The organism is Streptomyces sp. NPDC002785 (assembly GCF_040295565.1).
GTDB lineage: Bacteria > Actinomycetota > Actinomycetes > Streptomycetales > Streptomycetaceae > Streptomyces.
This window is the reverse complement of the sequence record NZ_JBEOVN010000215.1, coordinates 1-11669: the sequence shown is the minus strand read 5'-3', so window position 1 is coordinate 11669 and position 11669 is coordinate 1. Positions and strand designations below refer to the sequence as shown.

The following is an 11669-nucleotide window of genomic DNA, read 5'->3' as shown; positions in this document are numbered from 1 at the left end:
CTCGGTGGTGCGGCTGCACCGGGAGCTTCCCCAGGGGCTGGGGGCCGTCACTGTCGCCGGATCCTTCGAGGACCGGGATGACGGCCGGCCGCGCCAAGTCAGGATGACGCTGGATCAGCTCGACTGCGGCAAGGCCGCCGAGGCGGACTCGGAGCGGCGTTGCAGCGTCGGGGGTTGCTCGTCGAAGAGGTCATCGATGGATGCGGCAGCAGGGGCTTGGAGGAGCCAGCGGGTCAGGATGTTCATGTCGCCGCACTCCGTGATGCGGTCGTGGGCTTCGTCGGGCACGTCAAGGCCGGCCTGCGCGAGGAGAAGCAGGACACCCCGTGCCAGGCCTTGGGCGTGGCCTTCCGCCCGCAGACGCTGGGCAGTCTCAGAGCGGAAGAAGGAGAGGTCGGTCTCGGTCATGAGCTGTCTCCAGGTAGTGACGGCGGGGCGGTCGCCCAGGCCGAGCTCGACGATTTCGGCGAGGAGCAGATTGTCCACTGGGCTTTCCCGCGGCCTCGGCTCGGTGTTCTCGAGGAGAGTGGCGGGCGGCTGGGGAGCAGTCTCCGCACTGGGAAGCGGGATGTCAGGCGCTGCGGACGTCCACGCAAAGATTTCGACGTTCTCCTCGTGCGATGAGTTGACCATGCCGAGAACGCTAGGAGTTAATACGTCACTGGCATATGTCGAACCTGATCGGTTCACCCGTCGCAGTGAGGATGGGCTGAGGAGTTGACGGGACCGGGCGGGGCCGCCTATTGCCCCGCCTCGGGCGAGTTCTTTTCATGGGGTGACGGCCCAGCCTCAAGGTCGAGAGCGAGTTCCTCGGCTGCGACCCCGAGGAAGTGGTACTCCGACACTCTGGTGCGGCCGATGGCATCCAACTTCCGCCGGTAGCGCACCCTGAAATGCACGTTGTCTCCCAGAGCCAGACGCATGCGTACGAGCTGTTCCGGTTCGACTCTCACGTCGTGTGCGGGGGCGTTCTGGGCCAGGCCCGACTTCACTTTGACTACACCGCTGCTACGGAGCTCAGTGACACGTCCGGAGATCGTGAACTCCTGATCGTTGTCGCGTGTCGACTGAAGCCGCTTGGCGTATTCGACTCCTCGTTGAGTCAGACTGGCCTGACGCATGCCGCCGTCCGCCGCGTACCAGGTCAGGCCGAGGCTCAAGCGGAAACGCTCCAGGGCCCCGGACAGTGCGTCCACCGAGTCGAAGAGCTGTGCCCACTCGCGCACGTCGCTCTCGTCCTCCAGAGCAGTGAGGAGGCGCACGAACGTACGCACTCCCTTGTCTGCCGCTGTCGGCACAGGACCGCCGAGCGTTCCTGTATCAGGTGATACCGACAGGACGGGACGAGCGTGCACGACCGTACTGCCTCGCGAGAGCCCGGTGACCTCAAGTTCAACAGGTGCGCCTGCAGCCTTGGACACAGCCTTCTCGACCGGGTCGAGAAGTGCGTTGCCCCACTGAAACCGCAGTGCTCCGCCTTCGGCCTCCGGTCCGGTGAGGCGGAGACACAGTTCCTCCTGGAGGGTGGCGCCCGGCTGGTACTCCTGCATGGCTTCGAGGCGGCTTCTGCGGTGGTCCGCTTCGATCTCCGTATCGCTGCGTTCCTCGGTGCCCAGCTCGTCCAGGAGTCTTGAGGTGGCCTCGGGGTCCTGTGCGCGGGCCGCGCGCATGCGTTGGCGCCAGATGCTCTCGCTCACAGTCGCACCTCCAGGTAGCCGCGAACGGGTACGGCACTTGCCTCGGTGGGGGCAGGGTCGCTTCCATCAGGCAGGCGGCACCGTTGCCACCAGTCGTCCCAGATCCCACGCTGCATGAAGTATGTCCGGTCATCCTCGACGATGCTTTGCATATCGAATACCGAAGCAACGGGGCGGTAACCCACTCTGAGGGGCGAGACGCCGAACCTGCGCAGGATCTGGTCCCTGCTCTTGAACGCCTCGGTGAGCCACTTGGAACCCGGATTCCCCTTGACTGCCATCTCTGCGGTTACGTCGATGAACATCGTCGCGTCGATGTTTCGGGGCTCAGGCTTCGCACTGACGAAGCTGCCTCCCAGCCACACCCGATGGATCAGAGGTCGGCCTTGCAATTTCTGCGGGTAACTGTCCTCCAGTACTCCGAAACGGTTGAGGTACTGCTCGAAGCCTCTCCACAAGGTGGGCCGGCTGCTTGAGCATTCGAACGCTGGACTGCGTACGAGCAAGTCCTCGGCTTCCTCCATGGTCACCGAAAAGCGACCAGGCGGCAGCAGGCCCTCAGAAGTGAAGTCCGGCAGCACAGATGCCCCCGTCACGCACTTTGTCCGATGCTGGAAACGTTCACGGTAGCGGCTGCTCACTCTCTCGCGGCAGGAAAAGTTGGACAACGTGGACGCCTCGTCGTGTTCAGCAGGCCATGGGCCGCTGACTCTCCTCGGCGGAAGATGCACTGACCTCGACGCGTTGCTGGTCCGTGCGGCAGTCGCGGCAGTGGCCGGGGTGGTGGGAGCGGAAGGCGCGGTCGCAGCGGTCGCAGTTCTGGAGCGGGTTGACGATGACGCGGGGGCGTGCGAGTGCGAGGTCCTGGGCTCCCGGTAGCGCCGGTGGCAGGAGCGTCGTGATCCGGTGGCGCAGGAGCTCGGCCGGGTGCTTCAGGGGGTTCGGGAGGTCGGTGGTGAGGGCGTGGCGGATGGTCTCGGGGTGAACGTCGCGTTCGAGCCAGGTGGCGACGCCGGGGGTGAGGATGTGGATGTCGTTCTCGGAGAGGGTGAGTTGGGGTGTGTGGCGGCGCAGGTCGGCGAGGAGCGCGGCTGCGGAGCGGTGGAGTTCCGGGGTGGGTGACTGCGGCTGGGGGAGCGGCGAGGGTGGTGCCTTGCGTGCGGTGGGGGCTGGTACGAGGACGGGTGCGGGCGCCGGCTGCGGTGTGGGCACGGGCCGCCGCGCGGCTACCGGTTGCGGTGTGGGCGGTTGTGGTGTCTGGGCGGGCGCCGGTTCGGGAGCGGGCTCGCTTGGCGGTGGCGGTGGCGGTGGTGTGGGCCGCGGGGCTGCAGGATTGCTGGGCCTGGTTCGTGGCTGAGGTGTTGTGACGGTGGCCGGGTCGGTGCCGGGCTGGTTGTAAGAGATGGTGCGAGTGAGGACGCGGCCGTTGGGAAGGTGTACGCGGCTGCGGTGGAGGTAGCCGGTTGCTTCGAGTTCGCGCAGGGCGGCCGCGATGCGGGTCTCGCTCTCGGGGAAGCGGTCGGCGAGAACCTTGATGCCGATCTTCGCTCCGGCGGGCAGCGACTGGATGTGGGCGGCGAGCCCGATCGCGGCCAGGGACAGTCCGCGGTGCTGGGCGAGGTGGTTGCCGATGACGGTGAAGCCTGCGGCGTGCCGGAAGTTGATGTGGATGACACCGGACGACGGTGTGGCGCCCCCGGATGCGGAGGGCGGGGCGCACGGGGGCGCGGTAATCTGCTGGGTATCCATCGGGAAGCCCTAACTTCCTCGGTGGTCAGGCCCTCGGTCGAGATTGGCGTCTCGCCGGGGGCCGTCGCATGTCTGTAGTTGTCGCGGCGAGCATATGCCTGCCAACCCGTATGAAATCCAGCCCAGTTGCCCTATGTCACCCGTGCGAGTGACGGGGCCGGGGTGGGGTTTGGGTGGGGAGGGTGATTTCCTCAGGTTCTTCAAAGCTTTATGCGTCGTGGGGCGCGGCGACGTGGCTCACCGGGTCGTGGGTCTCCGCGACCCGGTGGAGCGGTCACGGTACGAGGCTGAGTTCTGCCCAGATCGTCTTGCGCGGGACGGGCCCGAGGTCGATGCCCCAGCGGTCGGCGAGTGCCTCGACGATCAGCAGGCCGCGCCCTGATTCCGCGTCATCGGTGGGAGTGGACGGGGTGCCAGGCGTGGGAGGTAGTTGCTCGCCCCGGGTGTCGGTCACCTCGATCCGCAGGAGAGCGTCGCGGTGGACGGTGAGGCTCAGTTGGAAGTCCCGGCCCGGTACACGGCCGTGGACCATGGCGTTGGTGGCCAGCTCGGCAACGATGTGCGCGGCGTGCTCCGTGGGCAGGCCCCAGTCGCCCAGATGCGCCGTGGTGAGGAGACGGGCGAGCCTGGCGCCTCGGCGGGTGGGGGAGAGCAGCACGGTGAACTGCCGGGTGGGAGCGGAATGTTCGGTTCGGGTGATTTGTTGGTTCACGTCACTCAGCGTGGCCGGGCGTGCGTACCGTGAACAGCGACAAGGTCCTTACGTACGGTGATTGTCCCGTGCTTTTCCAGTGCTGTCCCGGCTGTCCGGGGTGACGTGCTGGGGACGACCAGGGTTGAGCAGGAACGCATGCACGTCGGAAGTGGGGCACGGATGAGCATGGATGAAGCCGGTACGGAGCGCGGGGACGGCGGGGCGGACGAGCCCGGCTGGGACATCGATCCCGACGACGAGTCGGGGGTGGCGGTGGTCGCCGCGGTGGGCCGTCAGGTCAAGGCCTGGCGGGAGGCAGCGGGAATGCGGGCCGGCGAGTTCGGGGCGGCGATCGGGTACGGGGAGGACCTGGTCTACAAGGTGGAGGGCGGGCGGCGCATCCCTCGGCCGGAGTTCCTGGACAGGGCGGACGAGGTGCTGGGGGCGGGCGGGAAGCTCGCGATGATGAAGGGGGACGTCGCGGAGGTTCGGTACCCGAAGAAGGTGCGGGATCTGGCGAAGCTGGAGGGGCGGGCGGTCGAGCTTCTGGCGTACGGAGATCACAACCTGCACGGGCTGCTTCAGACGGCAGAGTACGCGCGGGCACTGTTCGAGATGCGACTGCCCCCGTACGAGCCGCACGAGGTCGAGCAGGCAGTCGCAGGTCGTGTGGCCAGGCAGGCGATTTTCGAGCGAGCCCCGGCTCCCACGCTCAGTTTTGTGCAGGAGGAAGCGACGCTGAGGCGCCCGCTCGGAGGCACAATGGTTATGCGTCGACAGCTCGAACACCTTCTGTCGGTAGGCCAGTTGCGGAATGTGGCTATCCAGGTCATGCCAATCGCCCGCGAGGAACATGCCGGAATGCAGGGGGAGACGCAGGTGCTGAAGTTCAAGGACGGCACGGCCATGGGACGCTCGGAAGGGGCGTTCAACGGTCGGGCGGTCTCCGACCCGAAGCAGCTCCGAATCCTTGAGCTGCGGTGTGGCATGATCCGGGCCCAGGCTCTCACGCCTCGTGAGTCGTTGGCCTTTATCGAGCAACTTCTGGGAGAAACATGATCAGCGAGCTCTCCGTCGGGGGCGGCCATGAGTTGGAGTGGCGCAAGAGCAGCTACAGCAGCAACAGCAGTGAGGCTGACTGCGTAGAGGTGGCCCCCGTCCCTGACGGGATCTACGTCCGAGACTCCAAGAACGTTCAGGGCCCTCGCCTCACCTTCGGGCCCAGTGCCTGGGCAGGCTTCGTCTCCCACACTGCCGGGCGCTGACCCCGCACGCACTCGCGCTCCCGCCGTGTGCTTGATGCCGGGTCCACGGCACCGCTCGAACAAACCAAGGAACGCCCCTGCCGTGCTCGGCAGGGCACTCGCGCCCCGAGACGGCATCGGGGCGTGCCGCTGTCAGAAGGGCCGGTTGAGGCGGTCGAACAGCCCGTCCTGGTCCCCTTCGCCGGACTCGGGCTGGATTCGGATTTTCCGCGCGGGGCGCTACCGCGCCGTGCGCGCCGACGAGTTCACCAGGACCGACGAGGCCCGCACCCGATCGCTGCGATGCGGCACCATGGCGTACCTTCCCCTCCCATGACCGACATCACCGCACTCACCGGCCTGTTCACCGCACTCGGCGCCGATGACGCCGAGGGCTGGGCCGACTCCGAGGCCGAGGAGAACATTCCGCAGCTCGCCCGCTACCGGTTTCTGCGCATGGTCTGGCAGGACATCGACGGGTGGAGCACGGCGGCCCCCGACTGGGTCGAGGCCTACCGGAAGGACGGACTCGCGGGCGGCGCCGTCGAGCGGGCGCTGGCTCTCGGTCTGACCCCTGGCGACCTGGGGGAGATAGCCCGCGAGGTGGCGAAGGAGACCGCGTTCGGCCTCCTCTACGGGCTGGCCGACCCGGCGGACGGTGACCTTCCGCCCGAGGTCGAGCGGAAGCTGCCCGGCTGGTGCCTGGCCGAGCTGACACCGCAGGGCGAGCCCACGGGACGGATTCTGGACGCGCTGTACGAGGACCTGGACGAGGTCGAGCCGCAGGGACCCGCGGAAGGCGTGCGATGACCGCGTTCGACGTGAGCGAGCGGCGGATCTGACAGGTGCCGGGCACTCCCGGCCAGGCGTTGATCGGGCGGGCCGCCGAGGCGGCGGGACTGACCCGGCCCGAGTGGCTGGCCACCGTCGACCACGAGCACAACTTTCCGCGCACCCGGGAAGGGCTGGGCACGCTGCTGGAGGCGGTCGGCCTCGCGGACGTACACAGTGAGGCGCTGGCCTGGGACCACCGCGTCGGGGCGGAGGACTGGTGGGCCGGGCCGGCCGCCGGTGTGGCCGCGATCGGGCAGTTGGTCAACAGCCGGGGACCGGCCGGGGTGGCCGCGGCCAAGCGGGAGTACGACACGCTGTGCACCGAATTCGCGGCGGACGACGGCCGGTTGGCGCTGCCGCATGTGGCGTTGCCGGCCCGGGGAAGCAGGTAGGGAAGGGGCGAGGGCCGGTAATCGGAGCGCGCCGGGGAAATGGAAAGGTCCGGACGGTTCACCGTCCGGACCTGACCTTTCCTGGCGGTCTGCCGTCAGTTGTCGGAGACGGTGACCTTCTCGTCGTTGTTGAGCTGTTCCACCAACTGCTTGACCTTGGCCTTGTCCCAGACCAGATTTCCGCCGGTGGAGCCCGAGATCGGCATGTTCATCGACGTGCCGTCGCCGCCCGTGACGCCCTTCATGGCGAAGAACATCTGCCCCAGAGACCAGAGCGACATGTCCTTGTCCACGATCAGGGTGTCCAGGCCGGCGCCCATCGTCGGGTACAGCTTGAACGGGTTGAGGATCGTGGACGCTGTCGCCGTCTGGCTCGCCAACGCCGCGAGGAACTTCTGCTGGTTCTTCGTACGGTCCAGGTCGCTGCCCGCGAAGGCGTACCGGGTCCGCACGAAGGCCAGCGACTGTTCGCCGTTCAGCGTCTGCTTGCCCGCCTTGAAGTCGGCGCCGGACTTCTTGTCCTTGAACGCCTTGGGGATGTCCAGCTCCACCCCGCCGATCGCGTCCACGATCTTGGCGAAGCCGCCGAAGCCGATCTCGACGTAGTGGTCGATGTGCAGCCCGGTGTTGAACTCGACGGTACGGACAAGGAGTTCGGGACCGTCCTCGGCGTACGCGGCGTTCAGCTTGGTGAAGCGGCCGCGAGCCGGGTAGAGCTTGCTGGAGTCGGATCCCTTGTACGAGGGGATCTCGACGTTCGAGTCACGCGGCAGGGAGACCAGCGTCGGTCCGTTCGATCCGTCGTGCAGGATCATCATCGAGTCGGTCCGCTTGCCTTCCGCGGAGCCGGTGTGGAGCTTCTTCTTGTCCGCGGCGGTCATGCCTGCGCGGCTGTCGGAACCGACGATCAGGTAGTTGGTGCCGTCGCCGCCCTTCGGCCGCTCGATGACCTTGGAGAGGTCCACCTCGCGCTTGAGCTTGGAGTCGGCCCAGAAGTACGTGCCGATGGAGACCGCGAGCACCACGACGACCAGGGACAGCGAGCCAATCTTTATTCGGCGGCCCCAGTTGGGCGCCGGACGCCCCTGGACGTGACCGCTGTCGCTCCGGCCGCCGCCACCATAGCCATTGCCCTGGCCGCCGCCGTTGCCACCGCCGCCGTAGACCTGGCCCGTGTTGTAACCGTTGTCGTACCCTGCGTTGTCGTCGTAGCCGCCGGCGTACCGCGGCGGCTCCGGCTGCCGCTGCCGGGGCGGTGCGGGTCGCTGCTGCGGCGGTGCGGGACGCCGCTGGACATGCCGCATCACACGGGCGCTCTCGGGCCGGTCACTGTCGCTGCCCTGCCCGTAGCGGTTGCCGCTGCGGTTGTCGTCGGTCCAGCCCTCGGGCCAATCGTTCATGCGATCCAGTGTGCAGGCCGGGCGCCCTGCTATTACAGGGGGTGCGGGAAATCGCATCAGGGCTGTTGCGAAGCTGATGCATTGCTGCCGGGCGGAAGTCCCCGCATAAGGTGGACGGTATGACAGATCAGGCCCCGCTCCCGGAGGGCGATATTCCGGGCAAGCCGACCGCCGCTTCCCGGACGACCCTCAGCCACATCATGACCGGCAACGACACCAATCTGCTGGGCACGGTGCACGGAGGCGTGATCATGAAACTGGTCGACGACGCGGCGGGCGCCGTGGCCGGCCGGCACTCCGGCGGACCCGCGGTGACGGCCTCGATGGACGAGATGGTCTTCCTGGAGCCGGTCCGCGTGGGTGACCTTGTTCACGTCCGCGCCCAGGTGAACTGGACGGGCCGCTCCTCGATGGAGGTCGGCGTCCGGGTCATGGCCGAGCGGTGGAACGAATCCACCCCCGCCCAGCAGGTCGGCAGCGCGTACCTGGTGTTCGCGGCGGTCGACGCGGACGGCAAGCCGCGCCACGTACCGCACGTGATACCGGAGACTGAACGCGACAAGCGGCGCTACCAGGAGGCGCAGATCCGGCGCACCCACCGCCTCGCCCGGCGCCGCGCGATCAGGGAACTGCGCGAGAAGCGCGCGGCGGACGGCATCGAGGACTGAGAGGCTGTCGGGTGACCTCGGATCGGAAAGCGGACGCGGTCTGGTGCGTGCGATTCCAAGGCGGAGGAGTTGAGGCGACGCGGAGGGGGCCCCTCCCATGCCTTTAAGGCTATGGGGGAGTCGCCGACCGACGACAACGCGGAAAGCGTGCGTGCCAGGGCGTGGCCGCCCGGTCAGAGGTCACCCGACAGCCTCTGAGCCCCGACGCACCCGCGGTCACGGGCAGACCACCTGCTCGCCCGTGACCGTGCCGAATTCGCCCCGGTTCGTGTCCTCGGCCCGCACCCGCTGCACCTTCTCGAAGCCCGCGCCCGTCGTCACCTTCATCGTGGGGCCCTGCCCCCGTACCGCCCGCAGCTCGGCCCCGGGCAATGCCACGGCGAGGGACTTCGCGGACAGGTCCCAGCGCGGGTCGAAGGTGATCAGGGTGCGCTTGAGATCCTGCGGCTCCCCGTTCCGCGGGGCGCGCGTGGTGTTGAAACCGGTGGCGCGCAGTGCGTCGTCGACCGCCTTGCCGAGCCCGTCCTTCGGGGTCCCGTTGTAGACCTGGACCCGGATTTGCTGCGGGGCGACACCGATCTTCACGGCCTTCGGCTGCTTGGGCCGCTCCTGGGCGAGCGGCCGGTCGTCGCGCAGTGCCTGAAAGAGTTTCTTCGACTTCTGCTCGTCCCACTTGACCGTGGAGCCGATGCCCTTGACCGGGTAGGCGACGTTCCCCATCGGCACGGAGGCGAACTCGGACGAGGCGGGGGAGAAGCCGCGCATCGCCTGGCCGAGCTCCAGCATCTGCTCCGTACCGAACCCTTTGTCGGCCCGGACCGAGTTCAGCAGCGTCGAGGTGGCGTCCCGGAACTTCACCGGGTTCATCAGCACACCGCTGCGGGTCGCCTGCTTGATCAGCGAGGCGAGGAACTTCTGCTGGCGCTGCATCCGGCCCACGTCGGAGGCCCCGTCGATATGCCGGGAGCGCACGTACTGAAGCGCCTGCCCGCCGTTCAGATCATGGGTGCCCGCGGGGAGATCGAGACCGGTGTACGAGTCCTTCAGCGGCCGGGTCGTGCAGATCTGCACCCCGCCCAGGGTGTCCACCGTCTTCATGAAGCTGGTGAAGTCGACCTCCAGGTAGTGGTCGATCTTGACGCCCGTCATGTGCTCGACGGTCCGCACGGTCAGGCCGGGCCCGCCCTCGGCGTAGGCGGCGTTCAGCTTCAGCGGGTGGGCGGCACGCATCCGGCCGGTGGTCCGGTCCTTGTGCTCGGGGATCTCGGCGTAGCTGTCCCGCGGCAGCGAGACGATGCTTGCGCGCTCCTTGTCCGCGGACAGATGCACCAGCATGACCGTGTCGGTGCAGTTGCAGGGCGCACCGCCCAGCCGGTACTTCTTCTTCTCTTCCCGGGTGATCTTGTCGCGGCCGTCGGTGCCCACGAGCAGCAGATTCGTGCCGTAGCCCGCCCGGGGCCGGTTCTTCATGTCCTTGAACGGGTCGATCCGGTCGATCCCGGTCGCCAGGCTGGTCACCACCGCATGGCCGATGCCGCCGGCTCCGAGCACCAGCACGGAAATACCGGTCACCACCCGCATGCCCCAGCGCGGCCGTTCGTCCTGCTTTCTGGACCTGCGCTGCGGGGGAACCGGGCGGGAACGCGGCGAACGGGGGGAGGGGCGCGGCGTGTGCACAGGGGGAACCTCCGCGGTGCAAGGGGGACCGTTCGCACAGTAGGCCTATATGATCTGCAGTTCGCGAAGCAGCCCGGTGGCGCGCGCCGGTGTCCCCCATTCGCGGTAACGTGGCGGCCGAATAACGCCGCCTGGTGGGGTGCGAACCCCCGGCGCCCCCGAGGACCACCCGAGGACCACCATGTCTGCCGCGCAGCACCCCGCCGTCTCCGTGATCATGCCGGTGCTCAATGAGGAACGCCATCTCAGGAACTCCGTCCGGCACATCCTGGAGCAGGAGTACGCGGGAGAGATGGAGGTGGTGATCGCGCTGGGCCCCTCCACGGACCGTACGGACGAGATCGCCGCGGAGCTGGTACGCGAGGACACCCGGGTCCACACCGTCCCGAACCCGACCGGCCGCACCCCTGCCGCCCTCAACGCCGCGATCAAGGCATCCCGCCACCCCATAGTCGTCCGGGTCGACGGTCACGGCATGCTCTCGGCCGACTACATCGCGACGGCTGTCCGCCTCCTGGAGGAGACGGGTGCGCAGAACGTCGGCGGCATCATGCACGCCGAGGGTGAGAATGCCTGGGAGGAGGCCGTGGCCGCTGCCATGACCTCGAAGATCGGCGTCGGCAACGCGGCCTTCCACACCGGCGGCCAGGCGGGCCCGGCCGAGACCGTATATCTCGGTGTGTTCCGCCGTGAGGCCCTGGAGAAGGCGGACGGCTACAACGTGGAGTTCATCCGCGCCCAGGACTGGGAGCTGAACTTCCGCATCCGCGAGGCGGGCGGTCTGATCTGGTTCTCGCCCGAGCTGAAGGTGCAGTACCGGCCGCGGCCCTCCATCAAGGCGCTCGCCAAGCAGTACAAGGACTACGGCCGCTGGCGGCACGTCGTCGCCCGCTACCACTCCGGCTCGATCAATCTGCGCTACCTGGCGCCGCCCACCGCCGTCTGCGCGATCGCGGCGGGCATCGTCGTCGGTGCGGCCGTCACCCCGTGGGCGTTCGTCGTCCCCGCCGGGTACGTCGCGGCGATCGTCGCAGGGTCCGTCCCGGCGGGCGAGGGCCTGTCGCTGAAGGCGCGGGCACAGATCCCGGTAGCCCTCGCGACCATGCACATGTCGTGGGGGTACGGCTTCCTGACCAGCCCGCGCTCGCTGGCGAAGAAGGTCATCGCCAGCCGGCGCCCGGCCGTCACGGTTTAGACCGACACGGTGTGGGGGCCTTCCGATGTGCCGGAAGGCCCCCACAGAGGCTGTCGCACGGCTCCTGCCCGGTGAAAGTCAAAGATGGGAACAGCGTCGTGTAGGGCAAGATTGTCACC

At 68.0% G+C, this 11669-nt stretch carries 13 protein-coding genes; 6 read left to right on the top strand and 7 right to left on the bottom strand.

The annotated features are described in order from the left end of the window. Positions 1-114: 114 nt before the first annotated feature. From ABTZ94_RS32150 to ABTZ94_RS32130, 5 genes are all read right to left on the bottom strand, one after another. Entirely contained in the window at positions 115-486 is a 372-nt protein-coding gene (locus ABTZ94_RS32150; RefSeq protein WP_351206102.1) for a hypothetical protein, read from the bottom strand. A gap of 254 nt (positions 487-740) precedes the next feature. After that, a complete protein-coding gene (locus tag ABTZ94_RS32145) occupies positions 741-1697 on the bottom strand; it encodes a hypothetical protein (protein ID WP_351206100.1) in 957 nt (318 codons plus the stop codon). Then, positions 1694-2338: a DUF6932 family protein gene (locus tag ABTZ94_RS32140; protein WP_351206099.1), complete on the bottom strand. Its 645-nt coding sequence runs from the start codon at positions 2336-2338 to the stop codon at positions 1694-1696. The genes ABTZ94_RS32145 and ABTZ94_RS32140 overlap by 4 nt, the downstream gene beginning before the upstream one ends. 46 nt (positions 2339-2384) lie before the next feature. After that, positions 2385-3446 (bottom strand): helix-turn-helix domain-containing protein, encoded by a 1062-nt coding sequence (locus tag ABTZ94_RS32135; RefSeq protein ID WP_351206097.1) that lies wholly within the window; start codon positions 3444-3446, stop codon positions 2385-2387. 274 nt (positions 3447-3720) lie between these two features. Next, complete coding sequence (locus ABTZ94_RS32130) at positions 3721-4158, bottom strand: ATP-binding protein (protein ID WP_351206095.1); 438 nt, start codon at positions 4156-4158, stop codon at positions 3721-3723. Between the two features lie 162 nt (positions 4159-4320). Between ABTZ94_RS32130 and ABTZ94_RS32125 the strand changes: the two genes are divergently transcribed. The 4 genes from ABTZ94_RS32125 (at position 4321) to ABTZ94_RS32110 (ending at position 6610) form a co-directional block, all read left to right on the top strand. After that, a complete protein-coding gene (locus ABTZ94_RS32125) occupies positions 4321-5199 on the top strand; it encodes a helix-turn-helix domain-containing protein (protein ID WP_351206093.1) in 879 nt (292 codons plus the stop codon). After that, complete coding sequence (locus tag ABTZ94_RS32120) at positions 5196-5405, top strand: DUF397 domain-containing protein (RefSeq protein WP_351206091.1); 210 nt, start codon at positions 5196-5198, stop codon at positions 5403-5405. Before ABTZ94_RS32125 ends, ABTZ94_RS32120 begins: the two co-directional genes overlap by 4 nt. A gap of 312 nt (positions 5406-5717) precedes the next feature. After that, positions 5718-6194: a hypothetical protein gene (locus ABTZ94_RS32115; RefSeq protein ID WP_351206089.1), complete on the top strand. Its 477-nt coding sequence runs from the start codon at positions 5718-5720 to the stop codon at positions 6192-6194. A gap of 35 nt (positions 6195-6229) precedes the next feature. Then, positions 6230-6610, top strand: a complete 381-nt coding sequence (locus ABTZ94_RS32110; RefSeq protein WP_351206087.1) for a hypothetical protein — start codon at positions 6230-6232, stop codon at positions 6608-6610. 95 nt (positions 6611-6705) lie between these two features. Here ABTZ94_RS32110 and ABTZ94_RS32105 read toward each other — a convergent pair whose 3' ends face one another. After that, positions 6706-8010, bottom strand: a complete 1305-nt coding sequence (locus tag ABTZ94_RS32105) for an LCP family protein (RefSeq protein ID WP_351206085.1) — start codon at positions 8008-8010, stop codon at positions 6706-6708. Positions 8011-8129: 119 nt separating this feature from the next. Between ABTZ94_RS32105 and ABTZ94_RS32100 the strand changes: the two genes are divergently transcribed. Next, positions 8130-8678, top strand: a complete 549-nt coding sequence (locus ABTZ94_RS32100; protein ID WP_351206083.1) for an acyl-CoA thioesterase — start codon at positions 8130-8132, stop codon at positions 8676-8678. Positions 8679-8894: 216 nt separating this feature from the next. Here ABTZ94_RS32100 and ABTZ94_RS32095 read toward each other — a convergent pair whose 3' ends face one another. After that, positions 8895-10259, bottom strand: a complete 1365-nt coding sequence (locus tag ABTZ94_RS32095) for an LCP family protein (RefSeq protein ID WP_351206104.1) — start codon at positions 10257-10259, stop codon at positions 8895-8897. 277 nt (positions 10260-10536) lie between these two features. Between ABTZ94_RS32095 and ABTZ94_RS32090 the strand changes: the two genes are divergently transcribed. Beyond that, entirely contained in the window at positions 10537-11550 is a 1014-nt protein-coding gene (locus tag ABTZ94_RS32090) for a glycosyltransferase family 2 protein (RefSeq protein ID WP_351206081.1), read from the top strand. The last annotated feature ends 119 nt before the right edge of the window (positions 11551-11669 follow it).

Bases quoted from the DNA above. Each gene is read 5' to 3' on its own strand.
- ABTZ94_RS32135 (WP_351206097.1), bottom strand. From the start codon at position 3,446: ATGGATACCCAGCAGATTACCGCGCCCCCGTGCGCCCCGCCCTCCGCA.
- ABTZ94_RS32125 (WP_351206093.1), top strand. From the start codon at position 4,321: ATGAGCATGGATGAAGCCGGTACGGAGCGCGGGGACGGCGGGGCGGAC.
- ABTZ94_RS32120 (WP_351206091.1), top strand. From the start codon at position 5,196: ATGATCAGCGAGCTCTCCGTCGGGGGCGGCCATGAGTTGGAGTGGCGC.
- ABTZ94_RS32115 (WP_351206089.1), top strand. From the start codon at position 5,718: ATGACCGACATCACCGCACTCACCGGCCTGTTCACCGCACTCGGCGCC.
- ABTZ94_RS32105 (WP_351206085.1), bottom strand. From the start codon at position 8,010: ATGAACGATTGGCCCGAGGGCTGGACCGACGACAACCGCAGCGGCAAC.
- ABTZ94_RS32100 (WP_351206083.1), top strand. From the start codon at position 8,130: ATGACAGATCAGGCCCCGCTCCCGGAGGGCGATATTCCGGGCAAGCCG.
- ABTZ94_RS32095 (WP_351206104.1), bottom strand. From the start codon at position 10,259: ATGCGGGTGGTGACCGGTATTTCCGTGCTGGTGCTCGGAGCCGGCGGC.
- ABTZ94_RS32090 (WP_351206081.1), top strand. From the start codon at position 10,537: ATGTCTGCCGCGCAGCACCCCGCCGTCTCCGTGATCATGCCGGTGCTC.